Consider the following 21,278-nt stretch of genomic DNA (forward strand, 5'->3'; position numbering starts at 1 on the left):
TTTCCCTTTTTTATTTCAAAAAACCGGGATTTGGTTTTACGGCTCGTGCACCTTTTTTGCCCCAGTCCCGGAATAAATCCTTGCTCGCGGAACTGGCAGCCTCACCGTTTGAAGCCTTCTCCGCAAGATAAGCCGCATCCGCCTTGGCCGTAGTGGAAATCAGTTGTTGCAGCTGCATCAGCTGTTTCGTCTGTATGATGAGCAGCTGGTTCATGTTCTGCAGAAGGTCCTTGGTCCCCGAGGCGGAATCCGAACGGCCGCTGAGGTACTTGAGGGTTTTCTGGTCCCGGGCCATGGACTCCTGTAGCTTGGTTGTAACGGTCAGAATGTCGTAAGCGTTTTGCTGGTTTTTCTTGGACCATTCCACCGACTGTTTCGCGTAATCGGAGCTCTTTTGTCCCTGGTAGGTCTTGAAGTCCGGGTAAAGCTCTTGGAACTGCCCCTGCATCTTGGAGAAGTCGTTGCTTATTCCAATCGATGAAGCCATCACCCGCTGCATTTGGTTCAGGTTGGAAAGGTCGATCTGGTAACCAAGGTTGTGCAGGTTCGCATACTCGTTTCGCAGCTGCTGCATCTGCGTCGCATATTGCTCGGTTTGCAAGGAATACTGGTCCAAGGACAGAATGTAATTGATCAACTGACGCTGAAAAGCAGCGGGGTCGAAGACGATATCACCGACACCCAGCACAGCCTGTGCGGAGTGTGGAAAAGCGATCTGCAGCAATGCCAGCAAAAGGCAAAGAAACAGCAATCGTTTGATCATGGTTTTCCTCCTGTCGCGGACCACAGAGCCTCCGCTCCCCAAGAAAGGCCCTTGTGGTTGAGCCATTGCGTGCCGAACTGGTCCCTGCCGCCCTCCGCCAGGATCTTCTTGGCCTGGATCTGGTCCTCTTTGGAAGTGGCCGCACAAAAGGCGAGTCCCAGGGGACCGAGTCCCAGCTCGAAGAGCCGGTTCCCCAGGGTGCTCTGGTAGTAATACTGGCGTTTGGGCTGGGCCATGGCGAGCATCTGGATCTGCCGCTCGTTGAGGCCGAATCGGCGGTACACCCTGGCGGTTTCCTCCTCCATGGCCCTGTCATTGGGAAGGAAGATCCTAGTGGGGCAACTCTCCATGAGCGCCGCTGAAATGGGACAACTCTCGATGTCGGTTAGCCCCTGGGTCGCGAAAATGACGGAGACGTTCTGCTTTCTGAGCGTCTTCAGCCACTCCCTGATCCTGGGCGCGAAGGCGGGGCTGTCAAAGAAAAGCCACGCCTCGTTCAAAAAGAGCAGGGTGGGAATGGCGGCGGAAAACCTCTGTTCGAGGCGGTGAAACAGATAAGACAGGGCGGGGACCACGGCGGCCGACGTCCCCATGAGGGCTTCCATCTCGAAGACCTGCCAGCGGGAGTAGTTGAGGGTATCGCGGGTGGCGTCGAAGATGTGGCCCAGGGGGCCGTCTACGGAATAGGGAAAGAGCGCTTGCCGGATCACCTGGTCCTGGCTCAAGGCGATGAAGCCTGAGATGGTGCGCTGTTCCAGAGGGGTCGTGGCGAGGCTGGTGAGGGTGCCCCAGACTTCCGCCTTGATTCTCGGGGTCACAGTGACGTTCTCCTGCTGCAGCACGTCGAGAATCCACTGGCTGGCCCAGCTCCGCTCCCTGTCGTCGTCGATGCCGGAGAGGGGTTGGAAGGCAAGCTGGTTGTCCCCGCCACCGCTCCCCAGATCGTAGAAATCGCCACCTAGTCCTGCGCTTATCACGCGGGAAGAACCACCTTTGTCGAAGATGTAGATCTGGCTGTTCGGGTAGCGCAGGAACTGCGCCTGCAGGGTGGCCATGAGAACGTCCTTGCCCGCGCCGGTGGGACCGCAGATCATGGTGTGCCCGACGTCCCCGACGTGGAGGTTGAAGCGGAAGGGGGTGTTGCCGGAAGTTGTGGCGTGCATCAGGACTGGGCCGTTGAGGTGCTTGTTCTCCGTGGGGCCTGCCCACACTGCTGAAACCGGCATGAGGTGGGCGAGGTTCAGGGTGTTCAGAAGCGGCCGCCGCACGTTGGCGCGGGCGTGCCCGGGAAGGGAGCCGAGCCAGGCGTCAACGGCGTTCAGTGTCTCGTTTATGGTGACGAACCCCAAGCCGTTGATCGCCTGCTCGACCGCCCTGCTCTTCGCCTGCAGCCGTTCTGGATCACGGTCCCAGATGACCAGGTTGGCGGTGAAATAGCCGTAGCTCACGTGGTCGCCGGCGAGTTCCTGAAAGGCGGCGTCGGCGTCATAGGCCTTGTTCTCGGCGTCGCTGTCGGACATGGCGCTTTCCTGGTTGGTGATGCCCTCCTTCACCAGCACCAGCACGCTTTTGCGCTTGGCGAACCAGCGCTTCTTGTACTTGGCGATCTCCGAGAGGGCGTCGGTCTTGTCCATGCAGATGAACCTGGTGCTCCAGCGGTATTCGATGGCCAAGCGGTTCAAGTCGTCGAGGAGGCCGGGGATGGACTGTCCGGGATAGCCCAAGACCGACAGCACCTTGATCGGCGTCTCTCCGAGCCTCGGTTCCAACCCTCCCACCAGGGGGGAGTCGGCGAGGACCGCGTCCAGGTACATGGGGATCTCCGGCACCCGCACCGGGTGGCGCTTGGGGCTGATGGTGTCGTGCAGATAGGTGAGGGTTTCCTGATCGTCCAGGGGATGGATCTCGGGGAAGATGGCGTGCATCAGGTCGAAGATGCGGTTGGTTTCGTCCACGAAACGGTCCAGTTGGGCACCATAATCCACAGAGACCCTGGCTGTGTTTTCCAGGAACAGCCCGGCCAGCCGGCTCTTCTGCTCGGAGGGTGGGAGATAGAGAAAGGTGAGGGAATAGGCGCTTTCAAAATGGTCGTCGCCCTGGAAGGAGGCGCGGCGTTCCTCGTCGATCAGGTAAGCGAGCGGATGGTCGAAGGTCGAGGGGGGATATTCCCCGGCGACCATCCTCTGGGCCTCCGCCCATACGGCCCACCCTGCGGTGAGGCGTTTAAACACGTTGTTCACCCGCGCCGCAACGGAGACCAGTTCGGATTCCGTGGCGCTGTCCAGGTCGGGGCCTCGGTAGGAGAATGTCCTCTGGAAGGAGCCGTCCTTGTTGAGGACCACACCTGGCGCGACCAAGGCCGCCCACGGGAGGAGGTCGGCCAGCCGGTCCGGCTTTTTCCTGTACTCACCGATGTTGAACAAGGGACCTCCCTTTTCAAACGGTGTAGAGGTTCTTTTGCCTGATGTGTCGACGAAAGCAGCTGAAGAATTCTGGGTCGGCTTTGGTGGCCGCCAAGGCCAGCATATGGATTACGATCCCAATGGGGAGGGCCAGAAAGGAATGGAGCCCAAGCCCCAGGGCAGCCACTAGGGTGCCATTGATGAGGGCAATGGTCCGGGGCACGCCGCCGATCAGAATCTGGTCGATGAGACTCTTGTGAATCGGGATTTCGAATCCTTCCAGGGCCATCCTTTAAAACCTCACGCCGCCTGTGTACCCAAGGAAATCGGTGATGAAGGTGGTTGCCGAGAAGGTGATGGCCAGCCCGAAAACGACGCCTATGACCTTGCGCATGAACCCTCCTCCTTCGCTGAAAGCGAGACCGAGACCGGCCAGGACAATGGCCAGGATCCCACCCGCTTTGGCCACCGGGCCGGTGATGCTGGCAAGGATTCTGCTGAGGGGAGATTCCCACGGCATGCCGCTCGCTCCGCCGGTGGCGAAGGCGGGGTGGGTGGAGAGGAAGACAAACAGGGTGATGCAGAGCCCGACGATCTTTTCTTTGCTCTTCATGCTGAACCTCCGTTGCGGGAAAAGATGACGCCGTTGGGAATTTTACCTAGTTTTTTAAAAATTGCTAATTTTTTTCACTCCGCAGCGAACAGCCGATATTTTCCGTCCTGAACCTCCAAAACCTCCACCACTTCGCGCACAATCCTGCCGCTGCCGCCTCTCTCGATATGCACGATGATATCCACCGCTTCGGCCACCAAGTCCTTGGAAACGGAGACGGCGGCCTCCTGGATCAGCTGCTCCAGGCGGATCAATCCACCAATGGCATTGTTGGCGTGGACGGTGGCGCACCCTCCGGGATGCCCGGTGTTCCAGGCCTTCAGAAGCGACAGGGCCTCCCCTCCCCTAACCTCCCCCACCACGATCCGGTCCGGGCGCAAACGCATAGTGGCTTTCAGTAGGTCGTTCATGGTGGCTATGCCCTCCCGGGCACGCAGAAAGACCGTGTCGGGAGCGGAACATTGCAGCTCCAAGGTGTCTTCGATGATGACGATGCGGTCTCCGGTCAAAGCAATCTCGTCGAGAAGCGCGTTCACCAGGGTGGTCTTGCCGCTGCCGGTCCCGCCGGTGACCAGGATGTTTTTCTTCTCGGCCACGGCCCGGCTCAGCACCACCTTCTGGCGCTCGCTGAGGATCCCCTGTGTCACGTAATCAGCCAGGGAGAAGATCATGAGCGCCTTTTTCCGGATGGTGAAGACGGGCGCCGTGACCACCGGGGGGAGGAGCCCTTGGAATCGGCTGCCGGTACCGGGGAACTCGGCGGAGAGAATCGGCGTGTTCTCGTTCACCTCCCCGCCGGTCCCCGAGGCGACCAGCTTGATGATGCGCTCGGCATCCTGGCAACAGACGGTGAGCCCGGTCCATGCGCGCCCGCTCCCGAGACGATCCACCCAGAGTTTCCCGTCCGGGTTCAGCATCACCTCGACGACCTGGTCGTCGCGCAGGAGGTCCCCCAGTTGAGGGCCGACGGCGGTGGTGAGCATGGCGATGAGGCGTTCGGAACTGGACTGGCCCGACCCTTTTGGGTGGCTGGGCGCGCTCTCGGTCATGGCGTTTCCTCCGGATCGGGCTCCAGCGTCTCCGGATGGAGGACGTTCTCTGGACGAACAGGGATCTCATCCTTCTTGGTCGGTTCATCCGCCGCCACAGACGGGGGACGCACGCCGCTGACTGCATTGTGGGTGACCTGGTTCTTCAATTCCTCTGGAGTGGGACCATCCAGCACCTTTTGAGCCATGAGCGATACTTCCTGATCTCTCGCTTCCAGTTCCCCAAGCGAAAGACCGGGGCGCAGCGTGAAAGCCTGATGTATGACCGGGCGTTTGTTGGCACTGGTCCAGGGAATCTTCACCTGTGCCGGGTTGCCGCCGGGAAGCATGAAATAACCGCTGCCGACGGCGAGGCGCATGATCTCGGCAGGCATGATCACCTTACGGGTTCTGACCTGGCGGTTATGATTCTCACCGCCACGGTGGTCATGTTCGGAGATGGAATAGTAGGTGGAGGATTCCCAGCATTCCTCCTCACTGGCGAGATCAGAGAAGAAGCGGGCCGCCTCTGGATCCCCGAGATTCAAGATCAGTTTGGAGCCGCAGGAGTTGATGATCGTGTGGGCATCCTCGCGACCGTACACGCTCTCGATGCTGCTGAAATCGGGGATGCCCACCTCGACCACCACGCCTTTGGAGCGTCCCGCTGTGAGGAGGCGTTTCACGCTCGGGAGGCGCTGCATGTTCCCCAGTTCGTCCAGGATCAGGTAGATGTTTTTCTCCGGTTCGGAACTCTCCGGCAGGGCCAGGAACCTCTTGCCGGCGAGATCAGCGAAGAGGGAGAGGTACGGCCTCATGATGTTGGACACTTCATCGGTGCTGGTGATGAAGATCATCTTGTCTCCCGGCTCCTCGGCCCACTGCCATAGGGAAAACGGACCGTCACAGGCGAACTCCAGCCAGGAGACGTATGACATCAGAACGGCGATAACGCCGGCCGCTTGTTTCGAACTCGCGTCCTGGATGTAGGTGTACCCGGCGTGCCCCGACTCGGTGGCCCGGCACATCTCCATGATCTCGTACACAGGCGATGTGACAGCCCGCCATAACTCGGCGTTGGTCCTCATACCGTTCTCGTAGCAGTAGGCCATCACCCCCCGCAGGACGTCCTGAGCTGCAGCGCTCCAGAATCGGTCCTCACCCTTGGCAGGAGGGATCAGCGAACCGGTGACGGCGGTCAGATCCGGTTTCGACCTCAGCTCGTTGAAAATGGTCCACCCCACTCCTCTGGCGTCGAGAGGATTGAGGATCAGGTCCCTGTCCGGCCGGTAGAAGCGCTCCACGAGTTCGCCCTTGAAGTCGTTGGCGATGGCCCGGCGCCCGGCCTTCTGGATGGCGGCCAGGTGCTGGATCAGCACAGTGGATTTCCCGGAACCGGTCTGGCCTGCGATGAGGATGTGGCGCCTGGAAAGCAATTCGGGGATGCAGATCGATGCGATGGGAAGTATTCCCGTGCCATCGGTTTCGGAGCGGATGGACTTCTCGGTTATGAGCCGGGCGCCTCGGATATGCTCCTGGTCCTTGATCCGGGCAGTGACACGCCGCGCGTACCAAATGGCGGCCGGACATACGCAAAGCCAGCTCAAAAAGGAGAAGAAAAAGGGGAACCGATACCCATTGAGGACCTGCCGATAATCGACGTTCCGCACGATGGCTTGTGCTTTCATGGTGACGTAGCCGCGTGTGTTGTGCGGCCACCCCGCCAGCCGGTCCGGGGCATAGATGTGAAAGGTGGGATTGAGCCGAACCGACTGCACCAAAAGGGCCACAGGGTATTTCCACAGAAACTCCCGGTACACCCCGGGTACCCGCTCCGCGCTCCTGATTACCCACGACGCGGGCTGGCCGGTAACTGCCACCGTCCGCTCTACTGAATAGCGAGGAACCTTGAAGGCCAGCAGAAAAAAGAGGGCCTGCAAGGCCAGACAAAGGGCGGAAATCTGGAAAAACATCTTCACGGTCATCAGGAGGCGATGCTTCTGCACCTCGTATCCTTGGTAGCTGTTTTTGTCCATGATGAATCTCCTTTTGGCTAGTTCCCACCAGCAGACTAAACCGGGACCGAGCGCCCTAGGCCACTAAGTCTCTTCCAAAGGTCCGCGCGGGCTTCTTTGCGAGACCTCTTGTCGGCCTGGATCACCTCACGCACCACCTTCGCTGCCTCCTCCCAAAACCGATTTTCCTCCTCCGCCGGGTCGTCCAGCTGCTTCGACATCAGCTTGTTGAATAGGTTCCAGGCACGTCCCCGGTTCTCGTTGTGGTCGAGGATCTGTTCCTTCTCCTTGTGGTGGATCGGCACGTTGTTTTTGTCCATGGCAGCCTCCTCTGTGTTACGAAGTTCGTGGTGGGACAACTCGGTCCAGGCGGGCCTGAATCGCCTGGCTGTGGCTCCTCAATTCTGTCTCTACAAGCCGGAACAGGTATTCCAACCGCTCCTTTTCGTTGAAGCTCGCCTCCTCCATTTTCTCTTCCAAAAGCTCTAGTCTTTCGATCACCTCGGCAATCTGTTCTTCAAAAGTTTCGGCCCGTTCCAGTGCATCAAGTGCCTCGGAAATAAGGCCAGTAATTTCCATGCAGCGGGAGGTCGCCATTGTCCCCAACCGCTCCAAAAGGTCGGGCTCAAGCCGGACCGGGAGATGCTCTTTTACCCGCATGGTTTGCTCCTTTCCTGGCGGTACCGGCGGTACCGCAAAAAAATCAGGCAGATAAGCACCTTTTCCAGCCACAGGGGTACCGCTCAACCTCCCGCATACACTGAAATTCCACCTGAGGCGGCCCGCAGGGCTGCGTCAGGTGTATACGGATAAGGGGGGGGAGGTTTTGACGTGCTGTGCCTTCCCGTCCTCGGCTCGTGCGATGGCTCCCAGATGCAGCACGCTAGCGTTTCAGCTCCAGCTCGCGGTCCGGTGCTTTGATCGGTTGCGAAGGTGGCATCGGTGGAGGGGGCGATGGAGGTCTCGGTGACGGTGCGGAAGGGAGAACGTGTGGTATCTCCGCTGCGCTTGTCTGCCGGGCACTCCGCTGCTCCAGCATCTCCTTGGTTATGGTTGAGGTCTTCATGTCGATGACCTGGACGGCTTGTTTCAGACCCGGCACTGAATTAGTGAAGACAGCGGCGTCGTAACGTGACCGGGTGAGGGCGACGTTGAAGAGGTTGTAAGAGGCTCTGCCGTAGCGCTCGGTGTCCGCCGTAGTGTCGATCTCGGCACGGGGGGTGCCGATCTGGTTCGGGGTAGCGGGCGGGGCCGGCTGAGCCTTTGCCTGCACCAGGTCATTTTTGAGCTGGGCAAGGTAGCGCTGGTCACGCAGTGGATGATTAGACATCAAGTGGAAGGCGCGGTCGTTGGTGACGGTGGCGACCCAAGCCTGCTGGTCGGGGGACCAGTGCATGCCGGCCTCGCGCATCTGATGGCGGGTGGCGGCGTCATCCATGACGGCGCGGCCGTTGAGAAAGCTGACTGCGATGCCTTTCTGCTCCTGAACGTCTTGGCGGTTGGCGATCATAACGAAGGAGACCGTGCCGGTATGGCCGCCTATCGTGGTCTCGGCGCGGTAGCCTTTGTCGTAGTCGGTAAGGCCGGCGTTCCAGCGCTTGAAGTCGTCGGGGGTGGTGTCGATGCCGGTGAGGGCCTTGAGGCTGCTGTCGCGGTTCTGGGTGGGCTGGACGTAGTTGTAGGAGAGGACCACGTCCACCGTCGCCCCCTGCCCTTTGTGCACGGTGACGGCGTAGCCGTGCTCCAGAAACTGCGGGCCGTGCCCGTCCAGGTTCACCTCGACGCGTCTGCCGTCGGCCAGTTTCACCGTGGCCACATGGCAGGCGTTGGCGGTTGTCTTCTTCTCGATCTCCCCCCGTTCGCCATTTCTGACCTTCACCTTCCGGCCGCTCTCGGCTGAGACGATGCTTTTGTCGAAGATGTTTTTGGTGAAGATGACGCTGTCGCCGGGGGCGAACTCCCTTGGTTGCACCTCGTACAGGGTGGCCTTTTGTGCCAGTTCGGATGCGCCGAAGCTCCTGCTCCAAGCGCCCCCTTGCCTGTCCCTGAAACCCACCGTCGCCTGGTTGCGGAGTTGGTCCACGGAGAGGATTTCCCCCCTGCCGTTTTCGGGCATTTGGTTGCTCTCTTTTCGGGTCCGATCCTGGCTTCTGTGTCCGGTGAAGAAGACGGTCATGCCGGGGTGGTAACCGGCGACGGTGACGCCCTGCTCGGCGGGGACGAATGTGTCGACGGTGACGCCCTGCCCCAGCGCTCCATTCTCTCGCCGGGCGGCGCGGATCTGTCGGTTCAGTTCCTGCCGGTCGGCGTTGAGCGGGGTCACCACCAGGACGCTTTGCTTGTCCCCAGTGTGGTCGGCGGACGGTGAGGGTTTGTCAGCCTCGGCCAGGTACCGTTGCACCGTGGCGCGCACGAGTTCGTCGCGGGTCGGGAGTTCGTGCACCCGTCCCTGCTGCTCTAGGAGCTTCAACGCGTCGGCGGCGTTCTGTCCCAGGCTGGAATTGCTCCGGTTCAGGGTGGTGGCGACTTCGAGAAGGCCGGCTTCTTTCTGGCGGGAGATCTCTTTCATCAGGGCGAGGTCGCCGTGCCCGCCCCGCGCGAGTTCGGCGGCGTGGCAAAAGAAGGGGCTTGCCTGGATGCTGGATAGCTGTTTCGCGTCGCCGACGAGCGCCAGCTTCACCTGGTGTCCTTGCGCCTTCAGGTCCTGGACCACTTTCAGGAGTTGCTCGGCCTGACGCCCCCCGACGAGGGATGCTTCGTCCACCCTGATTACCACCTGCGTTTGCGGTTGCCTTGGCTCAGGAAACATGGGGGTGGGGCTCGCCCAGTATCGGTCCAGGAAGGCGTGCAGGGTGGAGGCCTCCTTGCCGCTGGCGGCCTCCATCTCCAGGGCCGCCTTGCCGGTATAGGCCAGGTTCAAGGTGTGATGCTCCCTGCCGGTGGGGTTGAGCACCTCGGCGTTGAAGCGCTCGATGACTCCGGCGGCAAAGGTCTTGCCGGTGCCCGGGTCTCCCAGGGTGATCGCGAAGCCGCTGCCGCCGGTGAGCTCGTTGACAACGTGCTCTTTCTGCCCATGGCTCAGATCTGCGCAGCCTGGTGCGGCTGCAGCGGCTCCTGCCGCGAATGCGTTTTGGAACCTGGCTTCTTCAGGGGTAAGAGTTTCGGCCGCGGCTCCAGTGAGACCCTTGAGGTAGGCTTCGACTTCGGGACGGGACGTGATGCTGGTGAAGGAGTGCATGTCCTCCAGGGACTCGACGTTGTGCGCCTCGAGCTTCAGCATCTGTCGGGTCGTAAAGTATTCCTTGCCGGCGTCCCAGCCGTGTGACTCGGCACCAAGGTAGTGGAACTGGCGCCGGTCGTTCAGGGCGCCTTCGAACTGAGCGATGCTGTGCTCTCCGCCCGAGAGCTGGACGGCGGTCTTCATGACCTTGGCGCGGTCGAAGGTGACTTCCTTGTCGGTGAGGAATGTGGAGGCTTCTTTCAGCACTTCGCGCGCGCTTCTAAGCTGGTGTGGAGGTGGAGCCAGTGACGGTGCTTTGGCAACCTCTATCCTCTCCCTGACCTCCTGGGGGGTAGTGCCTACCTCCCGGAACGACTTGTCCCACAGCTCGCGGATCTCCTGGGTGGTGACCTTGAACTTGGGATCTCGGGTCTCGAAGGCGGCCCACTGCTTCAGGAGCGTCTCGCTCATCCCCGGAAAGGCCCCCTCCTTCTGCCACTCGGCTACCTGCTCCTCGATGGCGGCGCTGCGCGTGGAGAAGATCTCCATCTCCTCCTGGCTCACGCCTTTTATTTCGAACAGGAATTTTTCGCGATCGTTAAAGTAGACTTGGTATCCGGCTTCCCGCAAGAGGCGGATCGCCTCCTCACGGGCCAGCATGCCTATGGAGATCTTGTCTTGGTAGATGGCCTTCGGTGCGTTGGCGAGCCACTTCCCCTCCGGGGTGTGCACCATGTTGACCAGGAAGACATGGCTGTGCACATCGGGGTCGAGGGCACGGGAGGTGACGTGGTCGAATTTGGCGGCCACGATGTTCCCGCCGACTCTGGTACCGTCGGGGGTGCGGTAGTGGCTGTAATGGTCCTCCACGTACTTCATGGTGTTGATGACGGCCTGGTCCCAGATTTCCTTCACCTGGTGGTTACCGGCGGCGTAGGCGACGGATAGGGATTTGGGGGCCGAAAAGGTGAGGTCGTTGCCGGCGCGGTGCACCTCTTCTTTCTCCCCCTGTTTCATGATCGTCTTTGGTGCGACCAGCTGCTCTCTCCCATCCGGGGTCTTGCCTGCGGCAACGTTTCGGAAGGCCTGCTCGTCCACCCTCCCCGTGAGCTTCAGGTCCTTCGCCGTTTTACCCAGCCATAAGCTGGACTCGCCCCCCCTGAGGTAGTAGTCCTCGGTGGCGAAATACTTTCCCGCCTGTCCCGCGGTCATGCCGCCGTTGGAGAGGGAGAGCATGGCTAGAAGTCTCCTGCCGTCATGGTGCCGGTGCGGTTATCGAAAAATAGAGGGGAGTCCGCCGCGGACTCGGGCGCAGTTTTGGGTTTGGCAGGAGGTTTGCCGGTAGGGATGGCGCCGACTGCAACGGGGAACTGCGCCGCCGGGGTGGCAACGCGGTAACCGGCGCCGGCAGCCTCCAGGATCTTGTTGATGTAGCCGGTCCCCTTCCAGGCCTGTCCGGTATTGTAGGCGGAGAGGGCCCGGAACAGGGATTGCGCGGGATCGTCGGTCCTGTGCTGGCGGTAGAAGTCGGCCAGGATCGTGGTGCCGATGCGGATGTTGCGGCAGGCATCGAAGAGGTCCTCAAGGATGAGCCTCATGGGCCTCAGGTGGCAACTGCTCACCTGCATGAGCCCCATGTCGATGTTGTGTCCCTGGCGCATTAACCGGATGGCTAGTTGCACCGCTTCCGCGGCGGTTTTGGGGGCGAAGGTTTTTTTAAGGGTGTTGTCGCCTATGGCGAAGGGATTGCCGCCGCTCTCGACCTGGATGATGGCCTGGGTGGTCTCGGGGGAAACGGCCGGGCCGCATTCGGCGAGCATGGCCGAGGTGTAGAGCGTGATCCCCATCAAGAGCATGGCTCCCCTCCCCTAGTCGAACGGTGAGAATCGGCTTGGCTACCGTTTTAGCTACCGAGCTTGATGACCCGACATAGAGCAACGAAAACGAACCCCTGCGCAAAGCAGGCCTCACAGGGACGCCGACCCCGCTGCAGAAGGCTGTAAGTGGTCACGTCATGGGCGCAGTCATTAACACAGGTTCATTGCTTTTCCTTGCAATTCCAGATATACCTTTGAGAAGCAACACGCCGGGTTGTCGGGCGGCAGAATTGGTCGGCAATGTTCTTCGTTTAATAGCAATCCGCAGACGGCAGGATTTGCTTTAATGACGACGAGACGTGCTCCCACAGGAACTGACATGAAAGAATATCCATCAAAAAACTATACTTGCCTGCATCTTGCTATCTCACTTTGTATAGCAACGGCGATAATATTTACCGCAGTGTTCATGCTTTCGACAGACAGTAAATTATACATTGCTGTTCTTTCACAGTTAATTGCCATCATCATAGTTGGTTTTACTTATTCAATGCCTTTTTTGCGTCATCAACAGTCATTTGCTCCGATGTCACACTTACCTGACTTGGACAAACAATTGTTTAAGATTTCCATTGCAGGCGTTGTAGTTTCTGTACTGTCCCCATTCGTATTGCCACATGGAACAATGGATTTAGGATCTGCGACCAATAAGACCTTTTCTATAGTTGGGATTGCAGCTCTTACTGTTGTTCCTATCAGCATCGGTGTGCACTCCCTGCTGCTTCTGGTTGCACGGCATATTCGTCCGTTTCGTGCCAGGAGCCGGTAACATCCCAATGGCGTCCGCAATCAGACAACCTCCCCTCCCCTAGTCGAAGGTCACCAGCGGCCTTGCCACTCCTTGAATCGCTGCAAGCTTTATGGCACCCATGTAGCGCCCGTCGAAGGACCGCGGGATGTGAGTGGCGACCGGAAGGAAATAGCCGGCCGGCACCCTGCAGCACCCTTCGATTCTCGGCAGCGGCCGCCCCTCCTGGTCGGAAGCGTAGACGGGGCCAATGACCTTCCCGTTGACGCTGAAGCGCCAGTTCTCCACGCAGTAGGAATCGCCGGCGACGGCTCCCACGTGCTTCAGCAGCGGCCTTCCTTCGGGGAGCCAGCCCCGGCCGTAGACGTACTGCCGGAACTCTTCCGGGACCGCCATGATGACCATCTCACCGCGCTGAACTTCCCCATCAAGGGCATGGAGGCGGTACAGGCCGATCGCTTCGCTGTCGGTCAGGTTGATCCAGAACACCCCGTGATACCGGGAGGCGATGATCTGGAGCACTCCGAGGAGAAGCAGGATCGCCGCCACCCGCCTCAGCGCCCTCTCATCACGTATCGGTATAGCCATGCAGTCACGATCTCCGGCTACAGGGGGAATGTGGGGCTGCTAGAGGGTCATTCTGCCCCTACTCCTCAGGCTTAAGGCGTTCAGCCATCGACCTAAGCGGCACCCTCCGATGGAGTATATTTAGATATTTTTAATTCTCAAGCGGGGGCACGGAATTTTGCCCAGAAGGTGCGGCCGTGTCCGGCCGCTCCTTCTGGCGCTTTTGAATGTTCCGGCTGCCGGCCTGCCGGGACGGCAGCCGGGGAGACGGTGTCGTTAAGGAAGGCGGTTTTCGGGGGAGAGGCGGAGCTGGAGCTGAGGCGAAAGCGGAGACGGGAGCACGGAAACGGGCTGAGGCCGGGAAAGCGGCCCGAAGGGGTCGCCTTCGGGCGGCTTTGGCCCATTTATGGCGCGGGGTATTCCGGGGGAGATTACTGCAGGCAGGACCCTACAGCCCTCTCGCTTTCTTAATCCTGGAAGAGATCGTCGGCAAACTCAGCTGACATCGAGGCGGCCTCGTACAACCTGTCCAGCAGGTGTAGATATTCCGGCGACTGACGATGGTAGGACGTGCCTTGCCACCAGAGCGTCTGACTCCGCTGCCACGCTTCGTTTCTGGTCAGGCCCATGGCCTTCGCGTCCTTGCCGGACTCCACACCATCCAGGACAAAAGCCCGTGGGATGAAGTTTGACAGCCTCGCGCCAATGCCCACCGTATAACCACCAACATCCATAATTCACCTCGTACCAGCTTGAGAATGCCCCTTTTGTACAAGACAACCGTCTCTCTGTAAACCCTTCTAATTCTTTCGGCAGGGACACCTCTTTTTATCTCGTCGGACTGCAAATAGTTCCTGACATCCTTATCCATCACATGATCGGAGTGCAGTGCATGCTGTTCCTGAACCTCTTCCCGGTGGGCCTTTTGCAGCTGAACGAGATCCTCACCAACTCGCTATTGACAGGGGCGGCAGCGGGAATTCTTCACCGATCCCACCGTGTGCGTCTTCGAGTGGCTGCACCTGCCGGGGGTCACCATGTTCATCATCGGGATCCTGCCGGTGGTTTACCTTGCCGTGCGCATGTTCATGAACCGGAACCGTCCGCGTCTCATGTAGGTAGTGCGGCAGTGTAGTGCCCCCACCGTGGGCGTTTAAGAACAGGCAAAAAATGAAAAAGGGCCTTGACCTGGTTCTCGGCGAGTCCGCGGGACAGGGCCATCTCACGGCCATGCGCCGAGAAGTCCCTTGCAGTCAGGGGCTGTTCCTTAGGGATACCGAACTTGCTCACTCGATTAAAAAATAAGTTATTTACATTGATTACAGTTAACGCCGCATGTTAACCTGCGGCGTGCAAGTCATAAAAAAGACAAGTAAAGCGATCAACCTGCTCACGCTCGCGCCGCTAAACATTGGAATTGAAGGAGACTAAAATGGAAGAAAAGAAGAATGCTTACGATTACTTAACCGGATCCCAAATTGCTAACGACATAGAAAAAACACAGATAAATAAATTTCATACCAAGGGCGGAACAGGATTTGCCGCCGAAGAAGCAAACGCTTTGAACGACCGACTCTGGGGCAGAACTGTCGATCAAGTCGGGACAGCCAACACCTTAAACGGGGCGGATAGAATAGTAGACGGCATACAAATTCAGACCAAGTATTTCGATACACCGAGCAGGACGGTTAATTCAGCATTTGACCTTGATGGGAACTTCAAATATCAAGGGCAATTACTGGAGGTTCCTAGCGACCAATACACCGACTGCATCGAGTTGATGCGCAATAAAATTAGCGAAGGAAAAGTTCAAGGGGTCATCGATCCGAACGATGCAGAAAATATTGTAAAAAAAGGGGATGTCTCTTACCGGCAGGCAAAAAACATCGCAAAAGCTGGCAACATTAACAGTCTCATATATGATGCTCAAACACACTGTGTTTCGACGGGGTATGCGTTCGCCATTTCGTTCACCATCAACTTTGCCAAACTCAAATGGGCTGGGAAATCAACCGAAGACGCTATTAACGATTCAGTGTCATTGGCGTTTCAGTCTGGCGCTACATCATTTATTACTGGCATTGCAACCGCTCAAATTCTTCGCAGCAAAACTGCTGCAATTGGCGTGGTGACTTCAAGATGTGGTGTTAGAACCGTAGTACAGACTGATGCTGGGAAAAAAGTAGTTGAAAAAGTCGCTCAGGCCTCACTCGGAAAGGCTGTATATGGCGCTGCCGCAACTAACCACGTTGCAAAGTTGCTTCGGAGTAATGTTGTAACGTCCGTGGTAACGACTGCTGTTATCACTGCCCCCGATTTTTACAGGGCTGCATTTACAGGAAGCATCTCGTGGGCCCAATTTTCAAAAAATCTTGTGGTCAATGGTGCTGGAGTTGCCGGTGGTGCAGGAGGATGGGTTGTTGGTGCGGCTGGAGGTGCCGCTGTCGGATCCTTCTTTCCAATAATTGGAACTGCCGTAGGCGGGGTCGTTGGCGGTTTGTTTGGAGCGTTTACTGGCGGTTCGGCAGCGACTCTCGCTTCTAAAGCCATTCTGGATGGCCTCATCGAGGATGACGCTAAAGAAATGATTAGAGTTCTACCTGACTGTCTTCAGCCACTAGCTTTTGATTTCTTGCTGTCAGAAGATGAGGTCAAAGCTTTTGCTGAAGATTTAAAAGATAGAATAACCCCCGAGTTTCTCAGAGACATGTACCAGAGCACTGACCGCCGTAGGTTCGTTTACAATTCATTTGAGAATGCATGTGCAAGGATCATCGCGAAGCGGCCCCACATAACTCCTCCAGCAATTGACGCTGTCCAGACTATCCTGACCTTGAAAGAAGAAGAAGTCGAAGCTGCTATGGAGTGATACTTTCAGCACGCCGCCTCTCCCTGAGTTGGCGGAGGAGCCTCATAGCCACATGACCTTACTTTAAACACTTGTGTGACATGGTCCGGGTTGTCTACCGGCAAAGGTTCTTGTACCCGTCGTTACCAAACATTCATTTAACCAACTTCGAAATTGTCCAACTTGCTCTTATAAGCTTCGGAGGCACGAAAAATGCTCTTTATCTTAGATGGGACAAATATAGGTTTCTGGAAGAATGATGGCACCTTTACTATGAGGGGCATAATCCAAATAGCACTGGAACTTATCGAGCGAGGGCATACAGTGTACTGTTTTTATGACGCGAGTACACCATACAAATTTGATAAACACCATGTCGATTACGAAACTGAACGTAGATTATTGGACGATTCATTAAAGCTGACAAGGATATTTTCCAAGTGTCCAGCCAATGAACAGGCTGATGATTATATCATTAGACATGCCAACGACGATCCATCTTCGGTAATAATCACAAGTGACGTCTACAAAGACCAAAAATTCAAAGATTATACATGGCTCAAAGAGCCTAATAGATACTGTAGAGGAAAGGTATTTGCCGGCAAACTTTCTATCCCTAGTCTTGATTACCATAATGACTTAAAAGATTTTTCCACGTTGCAAAATGAGTTTGACGCACTTTTTCGGACAGAGCAGGCTCAAAAGGACGAGCAGGCCAAAAAGGACGAGCAGGCTAAAAAGGATGAGCAGGCTAAAAAGGATGAGCAGGCTAAAAAAGATGAGCAAGCCGAAAAAGGCGGGCAGGCTAAAACATATCCAAAAGATTCAGACGTGGATCTTGATGCACGATCTTTAAATAAGCAGGGCGTTGGAAGTCTGATAATACCCACGCTTTGTTTGGTAGTATTAGCCTTTGTCATAAGCAACTCTTCCAATTTCTTCAATACTCAAAAGCAGTCAACTGAGACTGATAAGGTGAACTCAGAGCCTCCCCCAGCAGTTCCAGCAAAAGCATCACAGCCTGAGGCGAGAAAGGATGTTAAAAAGAAATTGCATAGAGGCACAGATAGGGCAAACACTGAGATGACGAGAGACGTCACGTTCTCTCTATCCTCACCGGAAGAAATTGGGCATTTTGAAGTGTGGTCGTTTAAAAATGGGAAAAGGAAAAAGTACGCGATCGAAAGTAGCCATCAGTTAAATGACACCCTCTATGTCACCCTCGCGATGGACGTACCTGCAGACACTAAATTTATCCTCAAATGCGAGCGCCCCCCGACAAACGCCACCGTTAGGTAGATTTCATTTGGTTAGGGCACACGATGTGACTTTCGCCGTGGGCTCTGGGCAGCGGCCACCGAGCATCTGACATTTCCTTGAGGGTACGGGGGCGTTGCGGGGGGAACCCCGCAGAGGGGGTAGCGGAAAACGTCAGGGGCGCCTGGCCCCTGGCGTTTGCAGCGAGGGGGAGACCTCCCCCAAAAACGGCGTAGTGTCAGCGATCAAGACATGCTCGGCTGCCTGAGCCCGAACCTGGGTAAACAACGCATCTACGAGCCGTACTATCTCCCAACATGCGTCTTCGGATTGACGATACGCGATAAACACCTGCACCAGTTGCTGAAGGTCCTCAAAAGGAGCAGTGTCCTGAACTCCCCCCCATGCACTGTCATCTTTCAGCAACTCTACCCTTAGCTTAAGCAATTTCACCTCAAGCTCGAGTTGTTGTCGCATGTGAGGTAAAGCAGTAACTCGCAGGGCGTAGAGGCAGTCATTCACAATGCAATATCTCGCGTCCATTTAACCCCTCACTCTCATTTCATGAGGCAACGGTGCCAGCGGCACGCACACCATAACGTATACAACCTCCAATGTAAACATTTCTAATTTGTTACCATCATCCTTTCAGCCTGAGTTCTGCCCCGTATCTCTCGCGCTGTGGGGTGGCAGGTTTGCCTGAAGGTGCGGCCATTCGGCCGCTCCTTCAGGCGCTTTTAGTTTTCCGGCTGCCTGCCGGAACGGCAGGCGGGGAGACGGTGCTGAGGGGGAAGCCGGTTTTCGGGGGAGCGGCGCAGCTGGAGCGGATGCGAAAGCGGAGGCGGGAGCACGGAAACGGGCTGAGGCCGGGAAAGCGGCACGAAGGGGTCTCCTTCGGGGGGCTTTGGCCCATGGTTCGGGCCGCAGGCCCCGCCGTCGAAGCTGCCCAAGTTCCAATGAGTCGACAGCTTACCGTCGACGCAGCATATTGTAAGCCTTGGTAAGAAGATTGCTGGTTTCTACGTAGTTTTCCCTGGTTTCGCAAAGGAAGCGGCGCAAAGCCGCGGCAAAATACATGCGTAAATTAAGGGCCGAAGGTCCTCCACCGTCGATTGCTCGGATGGGTTGAGTTGAACGCCGGTCGCCAACGTTCGGCGTTGCGCCGAGAAGTTCTTTGCTTTCTTGGGGACGTACAACTCACACCTTATCCACAGCTGCCGCATCAGGAAAAGTCTGTAGCGATTGCGCCTTTGAAGCGCTATCCGCTTCTGGTATTTCTCCCATCACCGAGAAAATATGAGGCCAATTACCCCAGCAGAGCACGGTTACCGGCCCAGACCTTGAGCCACGCCGGCTCCAATGGAGGGTTGACAATTTATTTAACTTTACTAAACCTTCCTCTGAAATCGTTCGCCGTCTGTCGTCGAAAGTAGCGCCCACAAGAGTTTCTGTGGCATCCGCAGGAAAAGGAGGTGGAGAACATGGAACGAGATCCTATGTATGAGGCAATTTCCAGGATGAAATTCGGCATGACCGTCACCGAGGCTAGAAAGAAAAAAATCTGCATAAAGTGCAGAGAAACAGTCGATTCACTCCTCGAGGAATATGAAATACATGCTTTATGCAGTGACTGTTCAAAAAAAGCCGGTTCCTATGTCTAACTTGGCTGGAAAGGATCTACTCCCAGAGGAGGTCTTTACATGGCACGCTGCCCCCATTTCGACTCATGCCTGATCCATGACGAAAAGGCGACTACCTCACCTGAGGCGACTGATTTCCTACGCGGCCACTTCTGCAACGATAATTTCACCAAGTGCAGGTTTTATACAACTGCAGCTGAAATTTGTGAAAAGGTACCTGGTGACGCGGTTTGCTTGCCCTGCGGGGTAATGCTGTGGCTTATGTCTGGCAGGATGTGAGGAAACGGGTAGTTCTGCCCTCAGCGTGCCGCAGATCCGGCCAACCAACCAGGAGAGTGATCATTTCCGCCGTCAGGATGCACGATCCGATTACCGTCACCAGGACGGCGGACGCTGCTCTCAGCGGAGATCTGCAGGCCCAGCGCCGTTTTCGGCTAGTCGCCTTGATAGCGGAGCACTTCAGGGAGGCCCCATTGTCAAAACCAAAGAGGTCGAGGCGCAGAAACGACAACAGGGCTTTGTCCTTCAGTGAAGCGCGTTACCGGGCGCTATTCGAACAGAACCCGACCATGATCGTAACCCTGGATGCAGAGTTGAGGATGTTGTCCGTCAACCCTTCTTGTGCATCCCAACTGGGTTATCGTGTTGACGAGATGAAGAGACAATCGGTCTTGATGCTGTTTCCGCAATACGAGCACGCTGCCGTGATCGATCAGTTGCAAAAGTGTCTTGAGAACCCGGATCAGGTGTATCATTGGCAGTTCCATAAGGTACGTAAAAACGGGGATCGACTGTGGGTGGAGGAAACGGCGCAGGCGGTGCATGATCTCGAGGGCGCGCTCAACCTTTTAGTGGTCTGTCAGGACATCACGGAACGCAAGCGAGCGGAGGAGGAACGCGAACAGTTGTTGCTTCAACTTGAAGCCGTTCTGGATAACATCAATGAAGGAGTGATGATCTCCGACCTGGAAGGCAACGTTTTGAACATGAACAAAGAAGCCTTGGCCATGCACGGCTACGAAGGCTCTGGAAATTTTCGCAGGCAACTGTCGGAGTATCAGGATGTGTTCGAAGTGACCGACTTCGCAGGAGTCCCTGTCCCGTTAGAGCAGTGGCCCCTGGCTCGTGCGCTTCGCGGAGAACGGTTCATCGATTACGAAATTTGTGTGCGACGCAAGGACACGGGTAAATTCCTGGTAGGGAGCTACTCCGGCGCGCCTGTACCCAACAAATCAGGGGAAATCATCCTCTCTGTCGTGACCATGCGGGACATCTCGGAACTGAAACGCGCACGTGAGGAACTGCAGCGGGACAAGGTGTGGCTGGAGCAGAAAGTCGAGGAGCGGACGGCGGACCTGCGCGACACGATCGCGTCTTTGAGAGATGAAGTGAACGAGCGAATCCGCGTCCAACGAGCGCTGGAGGCAGAAACTGGTGAGCGGTACCGGATGGAGCAGGAACTGCGAGAGAAGGAACTTTTGCTTTTGCAGCAAAGCCGTCTGGCAGCCATGGGAGAAATGATCGGCAACATAGCCCATCAGTGGCGTCAGCCGCTCAATATATTGGGGCTGCTGGCCCAAGATCTGGCCATGACCCACAAAAGCGGCAATTTTACCATCGAGTACCTTGATGGCACCACGAAGAAGATGCTGGAAACGATAAACCACATGTCGAGAACCATCGACGACTTCAGGAACTTCTTTGTCGCCGGCAAGCAAAAAGTGGATTTCTCGATAGCCGAGGTCGTTCAACAAACCCTTTCCCTTTTAGAGGTCAGCCTGAGCAACCTGCAGATAAGGACCACCCTGGTATCGGACTGTGACGCTGTGGTAAACGGATACCCCAGCGAGTATGCTCAGGTTCTTCTGAACATACTCGGCAACGCCAAGGATGCACTTGTGGCAAGACATGTGGCGGACCCGACGATCCGGATAGAGATCGGCAAGGAAGGTGACTTGAGCGTGGTGACCATCACCGATAATGCAGGCGGAATCCCTGACGAGATATTCGACAAGATATTCGATCCCTACTTCACCACGAAAGGCCCGGACCGCGGGACGGGTGTGGGTCTGTACATGTCAAGAACCATCATTGAGAGGAACATGGGCGGGTCACTGACGGTCCAAAACGTTGCCGGCGGTGCGCAGTTTCGCATCGCGGTTCAATGCAGGCCGGTTGAGGTACAAGTCGATGCAACTTCCACCGGGGTTGAAGCACTAGGCGCCGAAGGGGATCACGTTCGGACGGATGGACTTCCCATGCTGTTCGCGGGGGTGTGGGAGAGACATGAGTCCTAACAT

The 21,278-nt window shown here is 56.9% G+C and carries 16 protein-coding genes; 4 read left to right on the top strand and 12 right to left on the bottom strand.

Going from position 1 to position 21,278, the window contains the following annotated elements:
- Positions 1 to 10: 10 nt before the first annotated feature.
- From trbJ to H7687_RS07665, 10 genes are all read right to left on the bottom strand, one after another.
- Positions 11 to 763, bottom strand: a complete 753-nt coding sequence (gene trbJ / locus H7687_RS07620) for a P-type conjugative transfer protein TrbJ (protein WP_183346460.1) — start codon at positions 761 to 763, stop codon at positions 11 to 13.
- Positions 760 to 3,186, bottom strand: a complete 2,427-nt coding sequence (gene trbE, locus H7687_RS07625) for a conjugal transfer protein TrbE (protein ID WP_183346461.1) — start codon at positions 3,184 to 3,186, stop codon at positions 760 to 762. Before trbE ends, trbJ begins: the two co-directional genes overlap by 4 nt.
- Positions 3,187 to 3,199: 13 nt before the next feature.
- The gene (locus tag H7687_RS07630; protein ID WP_183346462.1) at positions 3,200 to 3,454 is read right to left on the bottom strand and encodes a VirB3 family type IV secretion system protein; all 255 of its coding nucleotides are present in this window, start codon (positions 3,452 to 3,454) and stop codon (positions 3,200 to 3,202) included.
- A 3-nt stretch (positions 3,455 to 3,457) separates the two neighbouring features.
- Entirely contained in the window at positions 3,458 to 3,778 is a 321-nt protein-coding gene (locus tag H7687_RS07635; RefSeq protein WP_183346463.1) for a TrbC/VirB2 family type IV secretion system protein, read from the bottom strand.
- Between the two features lie 74 nt (positions 3,779 to 3,852).
- Positions 3,853 to 4,827, bottom strand: a complete 975-nt coding sequence (trbB, locus tag H7687_RS07640; protein WP_183346464.1) for a P-type conjugative transfer ATPase TrbB — start codon at positions 4,825 to 4,827, stop codon at positions 3,853 to 3,855.
- Complete coding sequence (locus H7687_RS07645) at positions 4,824 to 6,842, bottom strand: type IV secretion system DNA-binding domain-containing protein (RefSeq protein ID WP_183346465.1); 2,019 nt, start codon at positions 6,840 to 6,842, stop codon at positions 4,824 to 4,826. The genes trbB and H7687_RS07645 overlap by 4 nt, the downstream gene beginning before the upstream one ends.
- 35 nt (positions 6,843 to 6,877) lie before the next feature.
- On the bottom strand, positions 6,878 to 7,141 hold the full coding sequence (locus tag H7687_RS07650; protein ID WP_183346466.1) for a hypothetical protein: 264 nt from the start codon (positions 7,139 to 7,141) through the stop codon (positions 6,878 to 6,880).
- A 16-nt stretch (positions 7,142 to 7,157) separates the two neighbouring features.
- The gene (locus H7687_RS07655; protein ID WP_183346467.1) at positions 7,158 to 7,481 is read right to left on the bottom strand and encodes a hypothetical protein; all 324 of its coding nucleotides are present in this window, start codon (positions 7,479 to 7,481) and stop codon (positions 7,158 to 7,160) included.
- A gap of 223 nt (positions 7,482 to 7,704) precedes the next feature.
- Complete coding sequence (mobF, locus tag H7687_RS07660; protein ID WP_183346468.1) at positions 7,705 to 11,277, bottom strand: MobF family relaxase; 3,573 nt, start codon at positions 11,275 to 11,277, stop codon at positions 7,705 to 7,707.
- A gap of 2 nt (positions 11,278 to 11,279) precedes the next feature.
- On the bottom strand, positions 11,280 to 11,897 hold the full coding sequence (locus tag H7687_RS07665; protein ID WP_183346469.1) for a lytic transglycosylase domain-containing protein: 618 nt from the start codon (positions 11,895 to 11,897) through the stop codon (positions 11,280 to 11,282).
- A gap of 340 nt (positions 11,898 to 12,237) precedes the next feature.
- On the opposite strand from H7687_RS07665, the gene H7687_RS07670 reads away from it, so the two are divergent.
- Positions 12,238 to 12,687 carry a hypothetical protein gene (locus H7687_RS07670; protein WP_183346470.1) on the top strand — a complete coding sequence of 150 codons (450 nt, stop codon included), beginning with the start codon at positions 12,238 to 12,240 and terminating at the stop codon, positions 12,685 to 12,687.
- A 39-nt stretch (positions 12,688 to 12,726) separates the two neighbouring features.
- Here H7687_RS07670 and H7687_RS07675 read toward each other — a convergent pair whose 3' ends face one another.
- Both H7687_RS07675 and H7687_RS07680 read right to left on the bottom strand, forming a co-directional pair.
- Positions 12,727 to 13,254 (bottom strand): S26 family signal peptidase, encoded by a 528-nt coding sequence (locus H7687_RS07675; RefSeq protein ID WP_183346471.1) that lies wholly within the window; start codon positions 13,252 to 13,254, stop codon positions 12,727 to 12,729.
- A gap of 446 nt (positions 13,255 to 13,700) precedes the next feature.
- Positions 13,701 to 13,967 (bottom strand): NADAR family protein, encoded by a 267-nt coding sequence (locus tag H7687_RS07680; protein ID WP_183346472.1) that lies wholly within the window; start codon positions 13,965 to 13,967, stop codon positions 13,701 to 13,703.
- 698 nt (positions 13,968 to 14,665) lie between these two features.
- Between H7687_RS07680 and H7687_RS07685 the strand changes: the two genes are divergently transcribed.
- The 3 genes from H7687_RS07685 (at position 14,666) to H7687_RS07695 (ending at position 21,275) form a co-directional block, all read left to right on the top strand.
- Entirely contained in the window at positions 14,666 to 16,102 is a 1,437-nt protein-coding gene (locus tag H7687_RS07685; protein ID WP_183346473.1) for a YeeR family protein, read from the top strand.
- Positions 16,103 to 16,294: 192 nt separating this feature from the next.
- Positions 16,295 to 17,380, top strand: coding sequence for an NYN domain-containing protein (locus H7687_RS07690; RefSeq protein WP_183346474.1), 1,086 nt, complete (start codon positions 16,295 to 16,297; stop codon positions 17,378 to 17,380).
- 1,954 nt (positions 17,381 to 19,334) lie between these two features.
- Entirely contained in the window at positions 19,335 to 21,275 is a 1,941-nt protein-coding gene (locus tag H7687_RS07695) for a PAS domain-containing sensor histidine kinase (RefSeq protein WP_281376692.1), read from the top strand.
- Positions 21,276 to 21,278: the final 3 nt, after the last annotated feature.

Origin of the sequence: Geomonas paludis (assembly GCF_014193585.1) — a bacterium.
GTDB classification, from domain to species: domain Bacteria; phylum Desulfobacterota; class Desulfuromonadia; order Geobacterales; family Geobacteraceae; genus Geomonas; species Geomonas paludis.

Excerpts from the sequence above, each read along its gene's own strand:
- trbB (WP_183346464.1), bottom strand. The coding sequence starts at position 4,827 with ATGACCGAGAGCGCGCCCAGCCACCCAAAAGGGTCGGGCCAGTCCAGT.
- H7687_RS07665 (WP_183346469.1), bottom strand. The coding sequence starts at position 11,897 with ATGCTCTTGATGGGGATCACGCTCTACACCTCGGCCATGCTCGCCGAA.
- H7687_RS07670 (WP_183346470.1), top strand. The coding sequence starts at position 12,238 with ATGAAAGAATATCCATCAAAAAACTATACTTGCCTGCATCTTGCTATC.
- H7687_RS07655 (WP_183346467.1), bottom strand. The coding sequence starts at position 7,481 with ATGCGGGTAAAAGAGCATCTCCCGGTCCGGCTTGAGCCCGACCTTTTG.
- mobF (WP_183346468.1), bottom strand. The coding sequence starts at position 11,277 with ATGCTCTCCCTCTCCAACGGCGGCATGACCGCGGGACAGGCGGGAAAG.
- H7687_RS07695 (WP_281376692.1), top strand. The coding sequence starts at position 19,335 with ATGCACGATCCGATTACCGTCACCAGGACGGCGGACGCTGCTCTCAGC.
- H7687_RS07635 (WP_183346463.1), bottom strand. The coding sequence starts at position 3,778 with ATGAAGAGCAAAGAAAAGATCGTCGGGCTCTGCATCACCCTGTTTGTC.
- H7687_RS07680 (WP_183346472.1), bottom strand. The coding sequence starts at position 13,967 with ATGGATGTTGGTGGTTATACGGTGGGCATTGGCGCGAGGCTGTCAAAC.
- H7687_RS07650 (WP_183346466.1), bottom strand. The coding sequence starts at position 7,141 with ATGGACAAAAACAACGTGCCGATCCACCACAAGGAGAAGGAACAGATC.
- H7687_RS07685 (WP_183346473.1), top strand. The coding sequence starts at position 14,666 with ATGGAAGAAAAGAAGAATGCTTACGATTACTTAACCGGATCCCAAATT.
- trbJ (WP_183346460.1), bottom strand. The coding sequence starts at position 763 with ATGATCAAACGATTGCTGTTTCTTTGCCTTTTGCTGGCATTGCTGCAG.
- H7687_RS07630 (WP_183346462.1), bottom strand. The coding sequence starts at position 3,454 with ATGGCCCTGGAAGGATTCGAAATCCCGATTCACAAGAGTCTCATCGAC.
- H7687_RS07645 (WP_183346465.1), bottom strand. The coding sequence starts at position 6,842 with ATGGACAAAAACAGCTACCAAGGATACGAGGTGCAGAAGCATCGCCTC.
- H7687_RS07690 (WP_183346474.1), top strand. The coding sequence starts at position 16,295 with ATGCTCTTTATCTTAGATGGGACAAATATAGGTTTCTGGAAGAATGAT.
- H7687_RS07675 (WP_183346471.1), bottom strand. The coding sequence starts at position 13,254 with ATGGCTATACCGATACGTGATGAGAGGGCGCTGAGGCGGGTGGCGGCG.